The following is an 18,139-nucleotide window of genomic DNA, read 5'->3' as shown; positions in this document are numbered from 1 at the left end:
CCTCGACGACACGCGCGTGTCGTCGGGAGGTCGCCGCGCGTTAACCCGGTCGGCCGACCTGCGCCGCGCCGACCCGACGCTCCTGGAGTGACCGCAGTGCCCCTACCTCTCCCCCGCCCACCGGCCCTGCTGAAGGGGCTGGTCACCATCGTCCTGGCCGCCGCGTTCGCCGCTCAGGCGGTCGCGGCGCTGCTGCCCCACGTACCCCTGCTGATCGCCGCGACCACCGTCTCCCTGGCCACCGAGGGCGCCCTGTACCGGTGGCAGCGCGGGGTGCTGTCGCTGTTCGCCAAGTCGCACGCGGACATCTCCGTGCGGCACGTCCTGCGGGACCTGCTGCTGGTGGTGGGCCTGCTGCGGCTCGGCGAGCAGGACCGGGAGACCGTGTACGCCCCGCTCGTGGCCGGTCTGCTCGCCTTCTACGTGCTGCACTGCGCGATCCAGGCGCTCTCCGTGCTGGTGCGCCGTACCCGCACCCTGCCGGTGGTGACCCGCAACATCGACGCCTCGGCCCTGCGGCTGTCCCCGGCCCCGTCCGTGCTGCTGCGCCGCCCCGGCCACCGGCTCCTGGTGTTCGGCCTGCCGGCGACGGCCGGGCTGCTGGCCGCAGCGCCGGGCGACGACCCGGTGTACGCCGCCGCGGGCATCGCGCTCTCCCTCGCGCTCGCGCTGACCGGCCTCGGCGCACTGCTCTTCCGGCTGCTGCCGGGACGCCGCCCGGCCGGCGAGCAGGAAGTGCTCGCCTGGTTCGACGCGTGGCTGGCCGAGTACCGGCCGACCGTGGGCCTGTACTTCTCCGGCGGCGCCTCCTCGGCCTACCAGGCGAACATGTGGCTGGAGCCGCTCGCGGGGCTCGACGGCAAGCCGGTCATCGTGCTGCGCGAGCGGTTCATGGTGCAGAAGATCGCGCCGACGGACATCCCGATCGTGTGCCTGCCGAAGGTGTCCACGCTGATGCGTCTCGAGCACTCCACGCTCCAGGTCCTCATCCACCCGTCGAACTCCGGCAAGACCTCTCAGGTGCTGCGCATCCCCACGATCAGGCACACCTTCGTCAACCACGGCGAGAGCGACAAGCTGTCCTCGTGCAACCCGTACGCGAAGGCGTACGACGAGGTCTGGGTGGCCGGGCCCGCCGCGCGCGAGCGGTACGCGCTGGCCGAGGTGGGCGTCGAGGACAAGGACGTCGTGGAGACGGGCCGTCCGCAACTGGACGCCGTGCAGCCGTACGCCGGTCCGCCGGCCGGGACCTACACGACCGTGCTGTACGCGCCGACCTGGGAGGGCTGGGACGGCAACCCCGGCAACACGTCGGTGATCGCGGCCGGTGAGAACCTGGTGCGGGCGCTGCTCGCCGACCCGGGCGTGCGGCTGCTGTACAAGCCGCACCCGCTGACGGGGTCGGTGGACCCGCGCGCGGGCGCGGCCGATCTGCGCATCCGGGAGCTGATCCGGTCGGCCAACCGGGAGCGCACGGGGGCGCGTCGCCCCACGGCCGGTGCCGAACTGGCCCGTCTCACCGAGGAGCTGGACCGGCTCACCACGGCCGACTTCCGGGCCGGGGCCGACACGCTGGAGCGGATGCGCGTGCAGTCGGCGCCGGAGCCGGGCCGGGCGGAGGCGGTGGCACGGGCGACGGCGGCCTGGGAGGAGGCGTACTGGGCCTCGCTGCCGGAGGGCGAGCACCAGATCATCACGGACGCCCGGCCCGCGCTGTACTCCTGCTTCAACGTGGCCGACCTGCTGATCAGTGACGTGTCGAGCGTGATCAGCGACTTCCTGGCGAGCGAGAAGCCGTACGCGGTGGCGAACACCAGCGGGCTGCCCGAGGAGGCCTTCCGCACGGCGTTCCCGACGGTGGCGGCGGCGACCGTGCTGACACCGGACGCCACCGGGGTGCCGAGCCTGCTGGAGACGGTCCGGCACCCGGAGAAGGACGTCCTGGCCGAGGCACGCGCCGAGTTGAAGCTGCGCCTGCTGGGTCCGGCCGATCCGCCGTCGCAGGAGCGCTTCAACGCGGCCGTACAGGCTCTGTGCGCTCAGGCCCGGGACCACCGGGCACGGGTGGCGGAGCGCCTGGCGGCGGAGCAGCCGGCGGCGGAACTGCCCGGTCAGCGCACGCAGCCGGCGAGCGGCGGAGCGGGCCTGCCGACGACGGCACCGCGCTAGCGGCACAGTACGACGAGCCAACAGCCGAACCAGCAGCCGAACCAACCCACCGAACGCGGGGCCGTGGGCGATCACCCCACCGGCCCCGCGCCCGCGTTCACGCCGCCTGCCGCACCTCACGCGACGTCAGCACCCGTCGCGCCTTGCGCACCGCCCGGCGTACGAACGTGTCGACGCCGCCCTCGCGGTAGCCCGGGAAGGCGCGGGCCTCGCGCGGCTCGGCGAGGTACACCGAGTCGGGGATGCCCGCGGCGCGGTCGCGGAAGTGCGGATAAGCCAGGTAGACGCGGCGGCCCTTCTTCTCCAGCAGGGCCGCCGCCTGCTTCTTGGCCTTGACGAACTTCACGACGTCCAGCAGCAGTTCGGGACGCTGCTCGGCGACCAGATGCAGCCGCAGCCGCTCGTGGACCTTGAGGCGCTGGGCGACGCCCTCGGTCCAGTGGGCGTCCATCAGCGGCTTGGCCAGCTCGAACTTGTGCCGGCGTATCTCCTCGCTGTCCGTCAGGTACTTGGGCCCGAACTGCGGCAGCAGCGTGACGAGGAACGGCCGGACCATCAACTGGTCGCGCCGGCCGCCCGCGGGGACGAGCTCGGCGATGAGGTTCATCAGGGCCCGCGCGGAGTCGAAGCGCAGCGTGTAACTGCCGCTCTTGGTCACGTGCTTGCCGTCGTCACGCCCCACCAGGTAGTAGCAGGTGTGGTCGGCGACCACGGAGACGCCGTCCGCCCGCAGATACGCCTCCATCGTGAACAGGGCGTCCTCACCGGTGAACAGCGACTCGTCGAACCGCATGCCGTGCCGGTCGAGCAGCGCGCGGCGGAACAGCTTCTGCGCGCTGAGCGTGAACTTGATGTTGGACGAGTAGACGTCCGTGCGCTCCACCGTCTTGCCCCACATGGACTTCGGGGCCGAGCGGTTGACGCCCTCGACCTTGCCGAGGACGACGTCCGTGCCGGCGCGGTCGGCCATGTCGACCATCCGCTCCAGGGCCTCGGGGCCCAGCCGGTCGTCGGCGTCGAGGAAGAAGACGTAACGCCCGGTCGCCTTGCCCAGACCGACGTTGCGCGGGCCGCTGGGGCCGCCGGAGTTCTCCTGCCGGATCACCAGGACGTGCATGGGAGCGCGCTCGGCGAACTCCTCCAGGTACTCCCCTGTGCCGTCCGTCGATCCGTCGTCCACCGCGATGACCTCGATGCGCTCCGGATCGATGGTCTGTGCCTCGACGGACGAGAGGCACTCGATCAGGTACGGCATCGCTTCGTACGCACCGATGATCACACTCACATCAGGCTGCGCAACGGTCACGTTTCCCCCTAGTCAATGGGATATTCCCCCCGTATCGCCTCATTCGCTACTTGGTAGACGAGTGATCGGGACAAGCGGTTGCCTCAAACACACGTATTAGTGAGTCACCTCACATGGCGAACCGACAGGAAGCGGGAACGCGAAAGAGTTCGGCCCCCGAGGACGCTCCTCGGGGGCCGAACTCTGAAGCAGGTGGCGGCTGTTCAGGCCGTGCCGACACCGTCCGTGTCACCGGCGGAGGACACCCGCTGCCCGGGCACGGCGTTCGCCAGTTCCGACTCGGCGGTGGCGGCCGCGATCCGTGACTCCTGGCCGACGTTGCGCGTCTCGGCCTTGAGCGCGAGGTTCGCGACGGCGGTGTTGAACTGGTCGATGGAGGCCGGCTCGTCCGGGCCCAGCAGGTACTGCTTGAGCTCCTTGCGGTCCTCGGCCAGCGGGTCGGCGGCCGGGTCGCGCACGGCACTCAGCAGCTCGCCCAGCTCGTCCGCGCTGTTGGAGAGGATCACCGCGGCACGCACGGCCGTGTTGTTCCGCTTGAACTCCTCGACGCCCACCTCCGCGGAGTCGGTGACCGCGTAGGGCTTGCCGCTCGCGATGAAGTCGGAGACCACGCTGGAGATGTCGGAGACCATCGCGTCGGAGACGTTGAAGCAGTCGTACAGCCGCGGTTCGGAGCCGGTGATGACGCGGTGCTCCCAGGTGGGGAAGGAACGCCAGTAGACCTCGTTCCACTCGGCGCGCAGCCGGGCGACCTCCTCGTGCCGGGCGACGTCGACCTGCCCGTCACGGGTGGCCTCGGCCTCGTCGCGGCCCTTGTCGCCGCCGTTGCCGGCCAGCTGGGCGATCCGGGCCTCGATCCGGGCCAGCTCGGCCTTGGCCTGCGTCTGGGCGGCGTTGTCGGTGACGAAGCGGGAGTCGGCGGCACGCTCGGCGGCGGCCTTCCGGACCAGGGCGGTGATGCGCTGGTGGGCGGCGCCGGCCTCCTTGCTGACGTTGCCGGTGAAGGGGTGCGGCTTGTACAGGACGCGGACCGGCGGGTCGGCCTGCACGAGCTGCTTCACGATGTTCTCGCCGGCCAGCACGACCGAGGTGTTGCCCGGGTTACCGTCCCAGCCCTCCCAGGTGGGGGCGTACAGGACGGTCGGGATACGGCCCTCGGGGACGCCCTGCCAGGGCTGGATCGGGGCGAGCTGCGGGCGGCCGACCTCGACGATGTCCTCGTCGCGGACACCGACGTCGGCGATGGCGTAGCGGTCGCGGCCCGCGCGGCCGGCCGTCCACACCTCGTCGTAGACCTTGCTGTACGGGTTGACGCTGGCGAGCTTGTCGCTGTCGCCGTGGCCGATGAAGACGTGCTTGATGGTGGGCACGCGCAGCATGTGGATGTTCTTGCCGACGTTCGCCGCGTAGAGCGCGACCCGCACCGTGGACAGGTCCATGTTCATCAGGTGCACCCCTCCGGGCACGCAGATGACGGGGACCGTGGTCGGCGCGAGGTTGTTCAGGATGGCCCGCTCACGCAGGATGATCAGCGGCTTGGAGTCCAGCTTCTCCATGGTGTCCAGCCACATGTTCACCTGGTACGCGGAGTCCTTGGAACCGGAGAAGTACAGGACCGTCTCCGGCTTGTACTCGCCCAGCCAGTCATCGACGGCGGCCAGCACCTTCTCGGCGTTCGGCGGGATCTTCCGGCCCCGGACGTACGGCATGAGCGCCAGGACGTACAGGGTGGCGACGGCCACCGTGATGCCGATGCCGACGAAACCGACGAGGGCCGACTTCACCTGCGCGGCGAGCAGGATGCCGGCGACCGCGAAGAGGTCGAGGTGCAGCATCTTCTCGGCGGAGCGGTGCAGCAGCCGGCGCGGCGGTGCGTCCGGGATGCGGATGCGGGACTTCAGGTCGACGTTGCGGGTGGCGACCGGCATGCGGCGGCGGTTGCGGATCAGCTGGACCAGCGCACCGTGCGGGGCCTGCAGACCGTAGAAGGCGATGAAGCAGGCGATCGCCCCGTAGTAGATCAGGTTGTCCGCGAGGGACAGCCGGGCCAGCAGCAGGACCAGGAGCAGCTGGCGGATCAGGAAGCGGATCGACAGGCCGGCCCGCACCTTGCTGAGGCGGTTGATCAGGTAGCTGCCCTTGCGGTGCAGATAGTGGTCCGCCAGGTACGTCACGGCGGCCGCTGCCGCGAAGGCGGGGACGCTCGGGACGAGCGCGGCCAGCATGAGGCAGGGGAAGCCCAGCATCATGAGGACCGCCGCGGCCAGCTCGGCCGCGCTGCCCACCCGGGCGACGCGAATAGCGGTGGATATCACGGAGAAACCTGCTCTTGGGAGGGGTGTGCCGGTCTTGGTTCTGAAATGCGGCTGGTCTGTGAATATTCGCGAGACGGTATGGATTCAGGCCCCTGCGAACACCCCTGTTGACGAAGCCGTTAACAGAAGGGCGCAGAGGCCTGAATTACCGAAGTCTATTTGGCGCCAATTATTACACGCCGTCCTGCCGGTCCAGCACCGAGGCGAGTGCCTGCTCGAAGCCGGAGGCGCGGGCCGCACCGGCGGTCGGGTCCTGCTGGCGGACGTCGATGACGTGGCCGGTCAGCTCGGACAGCAGCACGTCGAGCGAGGTGCGGGCCACGGCCTCGGAGGACAGCAGCGAGCCGGTCGGCTCCTGGCCGAACGCCTTGGTGCGCATCGGGGTGGCGGTGCGCTCCGGGTTGATGCAGTTGACGCGGACGCCGTCGCCGGCCCACTCGTCGGACAGGGCCTGGGTGAGGTTCACCATGGCGGCCTTGGTCGAGGAGTACAGGCTGTACTCGGCGCGACCCCGGGTGTAGCTGCTGGAGGTGTACAGCAGCAGCTGGCCCTTGGTCTCGGACAGGTACTTGTACGACGAACGGGCGATCTGCACCGGGGCCAGGTAGTTGACCTTCAGCGCCTCCTCGATGGTGGCGTTGTCGGTCTCGGCGAGCTTGCCGATGCGCAGCACTCCGGCGGTGTTCACCACGTAGTCGATGCGGCCGGTCTCGGCGTAGGCCTTGGACAGGGCGTCGTCGACCTCCTCCGGGTTCTCCACGTGGGTGCCGGTGGTGGAGCGGCCCAGGGCGTAGACCTTGGCGCCGTAGGACTCGGCGAGTTCGGCGATGTCCTTGCCGATGCCGTAGGAGCCGCCGAAGACGACGACCGTCTTGCCGGTCAGCAGTTCCCGGTAGGCCTCCTCGGAGACCTGCTCGGGCGCGGCGGTGGAGGCCAGCTGGAAGAGCTTGTCGGCGATGAAGACGTCGACGGGCTGGGTGACCTTCATGTTGTACTCGTCACCCGCGACGACGTGGATCGGCACGTCCGGCAGGTACTTGAGCACGACGGAGCAGTCGTCGGTGGCCTGGAAGTTGGGGTCGCCGGCGGCCACCTCGTAGGCCCGCTTGATCGTGGACAGCTTGAAGGCCTGCGGGGTCTGGCCGCGGCGCAGCCGGGAGCGGTCCGGGATCTCGGTGATGAATTCGCCGTCCTCGCCGTGCGTGCGCGTGACGATGATGGTGTCGGCGGAGGGGATGGCGACGTCGACGGCCTGGTAGCGCTCCAGCGCGGTGACGCAGTCGTCGATGACGCGCTGCGACAGCAGGGGGCGCACGGCGTCGTGGAAGAGGACGTTGGCGTCCTCGCCCTCGGCCAGGCCCTCGCCCAGGGCCGAGATGGCGCGCTCGGTGGTCTCGTTCCGCGTGGCGCCGCCCTCGATGACCTTCGAGACCTTCTTGAATCCGGCCTTCGCGACGATCTTCTCGACGTCGGGCACGTAGCCGGGTGCCATCAGCACGATGATGTCGTCGATCGAGTCCGCGTTCTCGAAGGTGGTCAGCGTGTGCTCGATGACTGCCTTGCCGGCGATCTTCAGCAGCTGCTTGGGGATCGACAGACCCACCCGCTGACCGGTACCACCGGCCAGGATCACTGCGGTGGTACGGGGCTTGGCTATGTGCTGGGACACAGGTGACCTACCTTGGGGCGACAGGGAACTTGGAAATGGTCCCACTTGTGGTTACCGCAGTGCAAGGTGAGCGCCCTCCGCCGCATATGTGCGCGCAACCTGTCATTCACCTCCCACTCCTGGTGATTGGTGAGACGGCTGCGCGACCCTCCGGGAAATGCGCTGTGAGTAACTCCACAGGTGCTCAGCGACGTCGGAGCCGCTTGTGACAGCGGTGACCCAGGACCTTCACGAGTTCCTTGGACGATGTCTCGTGCACGGTACGCGCTTTGGCGGCGCAGGCCCGCACCGTCACCCCGGCGCCGGTCGCGGCAGCTCATTGCCGCGGAATTGGTGGTTAAGATTCCGCAGCATTTCGGTCTCGGCGAGAGCAATACGCCGGTGGCCCGGGTCGGACTTCTCACATGCTCACGCCTCTCGTACGAGGAAGAGCCCGGCACTCCGAGGAGTACCGGGCTCACGCGTGTGTCAGGGGTCGGGTCAGACCACCTCGACTCCCGGCCGGCCCGCCTCGACCCGCAGCCTGGCCAGCGTGCTCGGCGTCGCCGACGGCTGCCGGACGGTGTCGACCACCCTCACCTGCGCGTCGATGCCGGCGCGGCCGATGTCGAAGAGGTGGTAGCCGCGGTGGGCGTCGAGCAGCTTCCAGTGCGGGTTGTCCGGGCGCCGCGGGTCCCACTCCTTGCGGAAGGCCGCCTGGTCCTGGTCGCCGTTGCTGGAGATGGAGGTGCCGACGAACTCGGCGCCGACGACCGTGGAGTCCGGATCGGCGTAGTCCTCCTTGAGGTCGCTGATCATCGTCAGGTGCCGGTCGCCGGAGAGCACGACGGGGTTGCGGACCTGCCTGAACTCCTTCAGGAAGCGGTTGCGTTCGGCCTGGTAGCCGTCCCAGGCGTCGTAGAACCAGAGCTTGCCCTCGCCGACCTGGAGGTCCGTCTCGGCCATCATGATCTGCGAGGCGATCAGGTTCCAGCGGGCCGGCGAGTTCTGCAGCCCGTTGAGCAGCCACTGCTTCTGCCGTGCGCCCAGCATGGTCAGCGACGGGTCCTGGGCACCGGCCTGGCTCTTGGCCTGGTCGCTGCGGTACTGCCGGGTGTCCAGGACGTTGAGCCGGGCCAGCCGGCCGAACTCCAGACGGCGGTACATCCGGATGTGCGGCCCGTTGGGGACGGCGGTCGCACGGACCGGCATGTGCTCGTAGAACGCCTGGTAGGCCGCGGTCAGCCGGGCCACGAACGCGTCGTGCGGCTGCTTGTCCGGGTCCTGCGGGATCTCGCCGGCGAAGTCGTTGTCCACCTCGTGGTCGTCGAAGGACACCACGAAGGGCGCGTTCGCGTGCATCGCCGCGAGGTCGGCGTCGGTGCGGTACTGGGCGTACCGGTTGCGGTACTGGGCGAGGCTGAACGGCTCACCGGTCCCCTCGTGGCGTCGTACACCCGTCGCCGACGGCGTGGACTCGTAGATGTAGTCCCCGACGAACACCACGACGTCCGGGTCCTGGTCGAGCATGTCGGCGTACGGCGTGAAATAGCCGTGCTGCCAGTTCTGGCAGGAGGCCAGCGCCATGCGCAGGGAGCCACCGGAGCTGTAGGGGTGGGGCGCGGTACGGGTGCGGCCGACGGGCGACAGCTGCCCGCTGGTGCGGAAGCGGTACCAGTACGTGCGGTCCGGGCGCAGCCCGCGTACGTCCACGTGAACGCTGTGCCCGTACTCGGGCCGGGCCTGGGCGGTGCCCCGGCGGACGAGCTTTCTGAACCGCTGGTCCTCCGCGAGCTGCCACTCCACGGGCACCACCCGGTCGGGCATTCCGCCGCCGTTCAGCGGGTCCGGGGCGAGCCGGGTCCACAGCACGATGCCGTCCGGCAGCGGGTCTCCGGAGGCGACGCCGAGGCTGAACACGCCGTCGGGCAGCGGAGTCTCGGCCCCGTGGGCGGTGGCCGGAAGCCACAGCTGGGCGGAGGCCGCCGCACCGAGGACCGCGGCACCGGCGGTCAGAAAACGGCGTCGGTCGGGGGATACTGCTCCGGTCATCGTCTGACTCCCTTACCTCGCTGGCCACTTGGACACTGGGAAGCTTCACGCTCGCGGGCGGTCCGCCCGCTGAACGCCGGAGTTCACGTACATGACAACTAAGCAGACAAAAGGAGACCCACCGCCAGCGTCGGAACAAGCCGTTGCCGGGGTGGGTCTGACAGATGATCAGGCAGAGATCACCGGGCGAATCCCGCGCCGAGGGCGGAGCCGTCCGCGACGGTGCCGAGGGTGCCCGCGCCGAAGCTGACCGAGCCGGTGGCGGTGGGGGCGCCGGCCGGGTTGGGGAACGCCCAGACTCCCCCGTCCCGGTTCTCCCCGGTGGCGCTGACGAACAGCTCGGGCCGGCCGTCGCCGTTGACGTCGAGCAGCTTGGTCCTGGCGCCGAAGAAGTCGTTCTGCTCCGCCGTGCCCGGGACGTGCGCGGTGTTCTGGTTCATGGACAGGGCGCCGTCGCCGGTCAGCCCGGACTTCCCGCCGCGCAGGACGGTGAACTGCCCGGCCGCGTACACGTCCCCGATGCTCTCGGTCCCGCTGCCGGTGGAGACGTCGGCGTAGCCGTCGCCGTTGACGTCGGCCACGGAGACGCCCCCGCCGAAGCCGTCGCCCCACTCCGGGCTGCCGGGCACACCGGGGGTGTCCTGCGTGATGATCGTCGTACGGGAGGTGTCGGGGCCGTCGGCCGCGCCGTACACGACCCCGATCTGGCCGCCCTTCAGCAGCGGGTCCTCCAGCGGGACCTCACCGGAACCGTCGAGCCGGCGGCCGATGACGAGGTCGCCGTACCCGTCCTTGTTCACGTCGCCGATGCCGAGGCTCTCGCCGCCCCGCATCCGCGTGCCGTCGGGGTTGTTCAGCGGGGCGGGGGCGCTCAGGCCGTCCGGGGTGCCGCGCAGGTGGACCACGCGGCGGTGCTTGGCGTCCGGGTCGTGCAGGTCGTCGTCGCTGTGGTCGTGGATGAGCGCGACCAGGTCCGTGATGCCGTCGTGGTCGACGTCACCGGCGGCCACGTCGTCAGTGGCGTACTCGGCCTCCAGGGCGAGGCGGTGGCTGCTCGCGGCACCGGTGGTGCGGTCGAACGGCCCGTACAGCAGGCGGTTCCCGGTGGCGAGGTCCAGGTGACCGTCGCCGTTGAAGTCGCCGAGCGCCGGCTGGAGCGGGTCGACGCGGTCCTCCTCGGTGCCGGTGGCCACGGCCGTACCGCCGGACAGGCCCTGCGGCCCGCCCCACAGCACGGCGAGCGTGCCGGCGCTGATGACGTCGCCGACGTCCTCGCCCTGCGCGCCCACGACCAGGTCGGCGTAACCGTCGCCGTCCAGGTCACCGGCGGCCAGACCCTCGCCGTAGTGGTCCTCGGCCTCGGCGGCACCGGGTATGCCCGGGGTGTCCTGGCTGATGACCTGCTTGCGGGCGAGGTCGACGCCCTTCGCCGAGCCGTACACGACGGCCACGTACCCGGCGCGGGTCTTGCCGCCCACCTTGCCCCGCGGGGCGGCGACGGCCAGGTCCTGGTAGCCGTCGCCGTTGAAGTCGTCGTGGAGCTTCGCCGCGGCGGCCCGGGTGGTGGGGGCGGCGTCGGCGGCGTGCGCGGCCATCGGTACGGTGACGGCCGCGACCACGGCGATCGCCGCCGCGACTTCGACGCCTCGGCCGATGTTGCGCTTGCTCATGGACTGGGGCACGTGAACTCCGGTGATCCGCTGGGCAGTTGCGACGCGGCGAAGACCAAGATCCTCATCCGCACTGCCCAGTACGACTCACCGGAGCACCACTTGGTTGCCTCGGGATCCGTTGCGAATTTGCTTTCCGTTAACGGCCCCCGGAACGGATCAGAACGGCTCGAAGTCGTCGAACTCCCGCTGCGCCTCGTCCCGCTCGGCCTGCCGGTCCCTGCGGCGCTGCGCGGCCGGTCGCGCCTCCTCCAACCGGTGGTCCTCACCACGTCGGCCGAGCATTTCGGCCCCGGCCATCACGGACGGCTCCCAGTCGAAGACCACGGCGTTCTCCTCGGGACCGATGGCGACACCGTCGCCGCCCCGGGCCCCCGCCTTCATGAGTTCCTCTTCGACCCCGAGCCGGTTGAGCCGGTCCGCCAGGTAGCCGACCGCCTCGTCGTTGTTGAAGTCGGTCTGCCGCACCCAGCGCTCGGGCTTCTCGCCCCGAACCCGGAACAGGCCGTCGGCCTCGCGCGTCACGGTGAAGCCGGTGTCGTCCACGGCCTTGGGCCGGATCACGATCCGCGTGGCCTCTTCCTTCGGCTTCGCGGCACGCGCCTTCGCCACGAGCTCGCCGAGCGCGTACGACAGCTCCTTCAAGCCCATGTGCGCCACGGCCGACACCTCGAACACGCGGTACCCGCGCGCCTCCAGGTCGGGCCGCACCATCTCGGCCAGGCCCTTGCCGTCCGGTACGTCGATCTTGTTCAGCACGACGATCCGCGGACGGTTGTCCAGCCCGCCGTACTGCCGCAGCTCCTCCTCGATGGCGTCGAGGTCGGAGGCCGGGTCGCGGTCCGACTCCAGCGTGGCGGTGTCCAGGACGTGCACGAGCACACTGCACCGCTCCACGTGCCGCAGGAACTCCAGGCCCAGGCCCTTGCCCTGGCTGGCTCCGGGGATCAGGCCGGGCACGTCGGCGATCGTGTACACCGTCGAGCCGGCCGTGACGACGCCGAGGTTCGGTACGAGCGTGGTGAACGGGTAGTCGGCGATCTTCGGCTTGGCGGCGCTCAGCACCGAGATCAGCGACGACTTGCCGGCGCTCGGGTACCCCACGAGCGCCACGTCGGCGACGGTCTTCAGCTCCAGGACGACTTCGCGCACGTCTCCCGGCTCGCCGAGCAGCGCGAACCCGGGCGCCTTGCGCCGCGCGGACGCCAGCGCCGCGTTGCCGAGCCCGCCCCTGCCGCCCTGCGCGGCGACGTACGACGTGCCGTGCCCTACCAGGTCGGCGAGGACGTTGCCCGCCTTGTCGAGCACCACCGTGCCGTCCGGCACCGGCAGGACGAGGTCCTGTCCGTCCTTGCCGAAGCGGTTGCCGCCCTCGCCGGGCTTGCCGCCCGTGGCCTTGCGGTGCGGGGAGTGGTGGTAGTCGAGGAGCGTGGTGACGGACTGGTCGACGGTGAGGATCACGTCCCCGCCGCGCCCGCCGTTGCCGCCGTCGGGCCCGCCCAGCGGCTTGAACTTCTCACGGTGAACGGAGGCACAGCCGTGACCTCCGTTACCCGCGGCGACATGCAGCTCGACGCGGTCCACGAAGGTGGTCATGGTGGGTGCCTCCAGTGATGTACGGCCGTTGTGTACGGGTTGTACGGGGTTGTTCTCTGCGTAACACGCGAAAGGCGGACCCGCTTCCCGTGAGGGAAGTGAGGTCCGCCTCGCGAAAGCTTCCGGTCAGGCGACCGGAACGATGTTCACGACCTTGCGGCCACGGTGGGTGCCGAACTGCACCGAACCGGCCTGGAGCGCGAACAGCGTGTCGTCGCCGCCACGGCCGACACCGGCGCCCGGGTGGAAGTGGGTGCCGCGCTGACGGACCAGGATCTCACCCGCGTTGACGACCTGACCGCCGAAGCGCTTCACGCCGAGCCGCTGGGCGTTGGAGTCGCGACCGTTCCGGGTGGACGATGCGCCCTTCTTGTGTGCCATTTCTCCTCAGTCCCTTACTTCGCAGCCGTGGGGATCTCAGTGACCTTGATCGCCGTGTACTGCTGGCGGTGGCCCTGGCGACGGCGGTAACCGGTCTTGTTCTTGTAGCGCAGAATGTCGATCTTCTGGCCCTTGTGGTGGTCCACGACCTCGGCCTGGACCTTGATGCCGGCCAGCACCCACGGGTCGCTGGTCACGGCGTCGCCGTCGACAACGAGCAGGGTCGAGAGCTCGACCGTGTCGCCAACCTGGGCAGTGGAAATCTTGTCAACCTCAACGATGTCGCCGACAGCAACCTTGTGCTGGCGGCCACCGCTGCGCACGATGGCGTACACGCGGACTCACTCTCTCGCTCGGGAAACGGCACCCCCGCAGGCCAGCCACCCGACACAGCGAGCGGCCTCTCCTGGGCGCCCGGCGCCCGGAGGATGAGGTTTACGGGGATGTGACGCGTCATTCGACACGCCGACGGTCAAGGTTACGGGCCCGCGGCCAAGAGGGTCAAACCGAGCCGGGCCCGCCGCCTGTGCGACCGGTCACGCCGGTCGCGTCCGCCGGGGCGAGCGCGCGGTTCGCGCACGCCCCGGGCGGACGTCGAGGCGGGTCAGTCCTCGTCGGTGGAGGCCGAGACGGAGGAGCGGGACTGCTCCGCCGCGACGGTCTTCTTCGACGTGGTCTTCTTGGCGGCGGTCTTGGTGGTCTTCGCCGCCGCCTTCTTCGCCGTCGTCTTCTTGGCCGCGGTCTTCTTCGCCGCGGTCTTCTTGGCGGCGGCCTTCTTCGCCGTGGCCTTCTTGGCCGTCTTGCGGGCCGTCTTCTTGGCCGGGGCCGCCTCCTCGGCGGCCTCCTCCGTGGCGGCGCCGTCAGCCGCCACGGTCTCCGGAGCCTCCTCGGACGCGGCCGACGGGACGACCACGACGGCCGCCTCCTCGGACGCGGTGGACACGGTGGGCTTGCGCACGGCACGGCGCCGCGGACGGGCCGGGGCGGCACTCTCGGCGGGCGCCTGCTCAGCCACCGCGGGCTGTTCGGCCTGCTCGGGCGCCTGCGTGGCCTCGGACGCCGCGGGCGCGGTCTCGGAAACCGTCACCACGGTGGCCTCCGCCCCCGCCGGCGAACCGGCCGGCGCGGACACCTTGCGCGTCGCCCGCCGACGGCCACGGCCCTTGGGCGCGGCCTCCTCGGCGGCCGGGGCCTCGACGACCGGGTCCTCGACGGCGATCGGCTCGGCGTGCGCCTCGGCGGCCGGTTCCGGCTGCACCGGACGGGCGACCTCCTCGGCGGCGGTCACGTCCTGAGCCGTCGGCACCTCGGCCTGCTCGGCCTTCGGCTCCGCCGTCTCACCGCGCGGCGCACCCGCCGGAGCCGACGCCCGCCGGCTCGCCCGGCGCCGCGACCGACCGCGCGTGGCCGCGGCCTCCGCCTCGGCGGCGCTGCTGTACAGCTCCTCGTCGGGCTCGAAGACCGGCTCGGGCAGCGCGATCGGCTCGGCGATCTCGGCACCGACCTCGGCTTCGGTCTCCGCCTCCTGCTCGGCGGTCTCGACGGCCGCCTCGTGCACGTGCGGCTGATCGGCGGCACCGGCACGGGCACGCTTCTTGCGCTTGCCACCGCCTCCGCCGGCGCTGGTCGGCTGCTCCATGTGCACGATGACACCGCGTCCGTTGCAGTGGACGCAGGTCTCGGAGAAGGACTCCAGCAGGCCCTGCCCGACCCGCTTGCGGGTCATCTGCACGAGCCCCAGCGAGGTCACCTCGGCCACCTGGTGCTTCGTACGGTCCCGGCCCAGGCATTCGAGCAGGCGCCGCAGCACCAGGTCCCGGTTGGACTCCAGCACCATGTCGATGAAGTCGATGACGATGATGCCGCCGAGGTCGCGCAGCCGCAGCTGGCGGACGATCTCCTCGGCCGCCTCCAGGTTGTTCCTGGTGACGGTCTCCTCGAGGTTGCCGCCCTGACCGGTGAACTTGCCGGTGTTGACGTCGACGACGACCATCGCCTCGGTCCGGTCGATCACCAGCGAACCGCCGCTGGGCAGCCAGACCTTGCGGTCCAGCGCCTTGGCGAGCTGCTCGTCGATCCGGTAGGTGGCGAAGACGTCGACCTCGGAGGTCCACTTCGTCAGCCGCTCGGCGAGGTCCGGCGCGACGTGCGAGACATAGCCGTGGATGGTCTGCCACGCCTCGTCGCCGCTGACGACGACCTTGGAGAAGTCCTCGTTGAAGATGTCGCGCACGACCCGGACGGTCATGTCCGGCTCGCCGTACAGCAGCGTCGGCGCGTTGCCGCCGTTCTTGGCCTTCTTCTGGATCTCCTCCCACTGCCCCTGGAGCCTCTCGACGTCCCGGCGCAGCTCGTCCTCGCTCGCGCCCTCGGCGGCGGTGCGCACGATGACGCCCGCGTCCTCGGGGACGATCTTCTTGAGGATCGTCTTCAGCCGCGCCCGCTCGGTGTCGGGCAGCTTGCGGCTGATGCCGGTCATGGAGCCCTCGGGCACGTACACGAGGTAGCGCCCGGGGAGGGAGACCTGGCTGGTCAGGCGGGCGCCCTTGTGCCCGATGGGGTCCTTCGTCACCTGGACGAGCACGGACTGCCCGGACTTCAGGGCGGACTCGATGCGCCGCGGCCCGTTGGCCATGCCGAGCGCCTCGAAGTTGACCTCACCGGCGTACAGCACCGCGTTGCGGCCCTTGCCGATGTCGATGAAGGCGGCCTCCATCGACGGCAGGACGTTCTGCACCTTGCCGAGGTAGACGTTGCCGACGTACGAGACCGCCTGCTCCTTGTTGACGTAGTGCTCGACGAGCACGTTGTCCTCGAGGACGCCGATCTGCGTACGGTCGCCGTGCTGGCGGACGACCATCACGCGCTCGACGGCCTCGCGCCGGGCCAGGAACTCGGCCTCGGTGATGATCGGGACGCGCCGGCGGCCCTGCTCGCGGCCCTCCCGGCGGCGCTGCTTCTTGGCCTCCAGACGGGTCGAGCCCTTGATGGACTGCACCTCGTCGGACGGTTCGGCCTTGGGGCGGGGCTCGCGGACCTTGACGACCGTGCGCTCCGGGTCGTCGTCGGACGGCTCGGCCTCGGGCGCGCTGTCACCGGCACGGCGACGGCGGCGACGGCGACGGCGGCTGCTGCTGGAGCCCCCGCCGGACGACTCGTCGCGGTCGGCGGCCTCGTCGGACTCGTCCTGGTCCTCCTCGGTCTGCTCCGCGGTGTCCTCGGCGGCCTGCGCGGCGGCGACCTGCTCGGACTCGGCGTCCGTGCCCTCGCCGGCCTCGGCGTCACTCTCGGCGGAGTCACCACGCCGACGGCGGCGGCCGCCCCGGCGGCGGCGACGGCGCGAGCCGGTGCCCTCGGAGTCGTCCTGGTCGTCGCCGTCGGCGGACTCCTCGGGCTCCTCCGCCTCGTCGACGGCGCTCTCGGCGACGGCACTCTCGGTGGCGGGGGCCTCGGTGGCCTGGGCCTCGGGCTCGTCTGCACCCCGGCGACGACGCCTGCGGCGCGACCCGCCGGGCTGCTCCTCCCGCACCTCCGCCGGCGCGGACTCCTCCGCCTCCTCGGGCTCCTCGGCCCCGGCCGCCTCGGCGGCGGCTGCGGCGGCGGCCCGCTCCGGCGTCTGGAACTGGGGCTCGGTGAACACGGGCGCCTGGAACAGGGCGACGGCGGGCCGCGCGGGCCGTGCCGACGTCTCCTCCTCACCGGCGGCCGCGGCACCGGCGGCGCCCCGCGCGGACTTCGAGCCGCGGGAGGCCCGCGAGGACTGTGCGGGCTCGGCGAAACCACTGGCGGCCCGGCGGACGACCCGGCGGCGGCGCCGCGGACCGGCATCCTCGGCGGGCTCGGCAGCCTCGGACGCCTGGGCGGCGGGAGCGGCGGCCTCGGGGGCTCCGTCGGACTCAGCGGCGGGGGAATCGGTCACAGGTGCCTTCGCCTCCTCGGCGGGCGTGCCGGCGGGGGCCTCGGCGGGCCCACCGGACACGGCAGCGGCGGCCTCGGCGGGCGCGTCGGTCGTGGTGACGGAGCCGGAGCGGCCCGCGTCGGCGGTTCCTTCCGCCGCCTGTGCGGCGGCAGGCGCTTCGGTGGGCGCGGTCACCCGGCGCGTGGCACGCCGCCGGGTCCTGCGCGGAGCAGCCTCCTCGGCGGTCTCCGCGCCGTCAGCGGCCGCGGCGGGCTCAGGGGCGCTCGGCTCGGCCTGCGCGCCGGCAGCAGGCGCCGCCGTCTCCACGGCCTCCGCCGGAGCCGCGGCGGGCGAGGTCACCGTGCGCGTCGCACGGCGCCGAGTGCGACGCGGAGCGGCGTCCTCGGACACCTCGGCGGACGCGGCGGCCTCGGCCTGCTCGGAAGCCTCGGAGGCGGCGGGGGCACCGGCGGTCACCGGCACCACGGTCTCGGCGGCCTCAGCCCCCGCCGGAGCACCGGCGGGGGCGGCGGCACGGCGCACCACGCGGCGCCTCTTCGGAGCGGCGGGCGCGGCCTCCTCGGCGCTCTCGGCGGCCTCGGTGGTCTCCTGCGCCGCCGCGACGGTCTCCTCGGCGGCGGTCTCCTCGACCTCGTCGGCCTCCGCGGCGTCGGCCGCGAGCTGATCGGGGTCCGCGGCCGGTATGGCCGGCGTGACGGTCTCCACCGGAGCGTCGGAGGAGGTACCGACGGGCGGACCCGCCGGCCGGGACGCGGCACGGCGCCGCCGGCGGGGCGGCAGGGTGTCGCTGGGGGTGTTCTGTTCGGAGTCCGTGGCGGACTCTGTGGGTTCGGTCGGTTCGAGCATGCGGGCTTTTCTCCCGTCAGGCTCCCGGGCGCCGCGCCTGGTCCGGCTGTGCCGGTGACGTCCGCGGCTCGCGCTGTGCGCGTCGCCGCCGTCCGGGGCGCGGGCGCCGCACGGGAGCTCTCTGTGTCCTGTCTCGCCGGTTCCGTACGCCGAATGCGTACGGCCTGGCGAAAGTCTTCTGGTCGGTGCGCTGCCCGACCCAGGTGGCTCCCGAGTCCGAGGGCGGCGCTACGACGT

The 18,139-nt window shown here is 71.4% G+C and carries 10 protein-coding genes; 1 reads left to right on the top strand and 9 read right to left on the bottom strand.

Translation table 11 applies throughout. The annotated features are described in order from the left end of the window. Window positions 1-96 precede the first annotated feature (96 nt). On the top strand, window positions 97-2,169 hold the full coding sequence (locus MQE23_RS29720; protein WP_243382804.1) for a hypothetical protein: 2,073 nt from the start codon (window positions 97-99) through the stop codon (window positions 2,167-2,169). Between the two features lie 97 nt (window positions 2,170-2,266). On the opposite strand, the gene MQE23_RS29715 is transcribed toward MQE23_RS29720, so the two are convergent. The 9 genes from MQE23_RS29715 to MQE23_RS29675 form a co-directional block, all read right to left on the bottom strand. Next, on the bottom strand, window positions 2,267-3,475 hold the full coding sequence (locus MQE23_RS29715) for a glycosyltransferase (RefSeq protein WP_037666730.1): 1,209 nt from the start codon (window positions 3,473-3,475) through the stop codon (window positions 2,267-2,269). A gap of 203 nt (window positions 3,476-3,678) precedes the next feature. Then, window positions 3,679-5,760, bottom strand: coding sequence for a hypothetical protein (locus MQE23_RS29710; protein WP_020269554.1), 2,082 nt, complete (start codon window positions 5,758-5,760; stop codon window positions 3,679-3,681). 202 nt (window positions 5,761-5,962) lie between these two features. Next, the gene (locus tag MQE23_RS29705) at window positions 5,963-7,459 is read right to left on the bottom strand and encodes a bifunctional cytidylyltransferase/SDR family oxidoreductase (RefSeq protein WP_020269555.1); all 1,497 of its coding nucleotides are present in this window, start codon (window positions 7,457-7,459) and stop codon (window positions 5,963-5,965) included. A 480-nt stretch (window positions 7,460-7,939) separates the two neighbouring features. Then, window positions 7,940-9,490, bottom strand: coding sequence for an alkaline phosphatase D family protein (locus tag MQE23_RS29700; protein WP_020269556.1), 1,551 nt, complete (start codon window positions 9,488-9,490; stop codon window positions 7,940-7,942). Between the two features lie 179 nt (window positions 9,491-9,669). Next, a complete protein-coding gene (locus MQE23_RS29695; RefSeq protein ID WP_243380756.1) occupies window positions 9,670-11,160 on the bottom strand; it encodes an FG-GAP-like repeat-containing protein in 1,491 nt (496 codons plus the stop codon). 159 nt (window positions 11,161-11,319) lie between these two features. Further along, on the bottom strand, window positions 11,320-12,756 hold the full coding sequence (gene obgE, locus MQE23_RS29690; RefSeq protein WP_020269558.1) for a GTPase ObgE: 1,437 nt from the start codon (window positions 12,754-12,756) through the stop codon (window positions 11,320-11,322). A gap of 126 nt (window positions 12,757-12,882) precedes the next feature. Next, entirely contained in the window at window positions 12,883-13,137 is a 255-nt protein-coding gene (gene rpmA / locus MQE23_RS29685) for a 50S ribosomal protein L27 (RefSeq protein WP_010041940.1), read from the bottom strand. 14 nt (window positions 13,138-13,151) lie between these two features. Further along, window positions 13,152-13,472, bottom strand: coding sequence for a 50S ribosomal protein L21 (gene rplU, locus MQE23_RS29680; protein WP_020269559.1), 321 nt, complete (start codon window positions 13,470-13,472; stop codon window positions 13,152-13,154). Window positions 13,473-13,741: 269 nt separating this feature from the next. After that, complete coding sequence (locus MQE23_RS29675; protein WP_243380755.1) at window positions 13,742-17,902, bottom strand: Rne/Rng family ribonuclease; 4,161 nt, start codon at window positions 17,900-17,902, stop codon at window positions 13,742-13,744. Window positions 17,903-18,139 lie beyond the last annotated feature (237 nt).

Source organism: Streptomyces sp. HP-A2021 (genome assembly GCF_022807935.1).
GTDB classification, from domain to species: Bacteria; Actinomycetota; Actinomycetes; order Streptomycetales; family Streptomycetaceae; genus Streptomyces; species Streptomyces afghaniensis.
This window is presented reverse-complemented; position numbering and strand designations above follow the sequence as displayed.

Excerpts from the sequence above, each read along its gene's own strand:
- MQE23_RS29700 (WP_020269556.1), bottom strand. The coding sequence starts at position 9,490 with ATGACCGGAGCAGTATCCCCCGACCGACGCCGTTTTCTGACCGCCGGT.
- MQE23_RS29695 (WP_243380756.1), bottom strand. The coding sequence starts at position 11,160 with ATGAGCAAGCGCAACATCGGCCGAGGCGTCGAAGTCGCGGCGGCGATC.
- obgE (WP_020269558.1), bottom strand. The coding sequence starts at position 12,756 with ATGACCACCTTCGTGGACCGCGTCGAGCTGCATGTCGCCGCGGGTAAC.
- MQE23_RS29675 (WP_243380755.1), bottom strand. The coding sequence starts at position 17,902 with ATGCTCGAACCGACCGAACCCACAGAGTCCGCCACGGACTCCGAACAG.
- rpmA (WP_010041940.1), bottom strand. The coding sequence starts at position 13,137 with ATGGCACACAAGAAGGGCGCATCGTCCACCCGGAACGGTCGCGACTCC.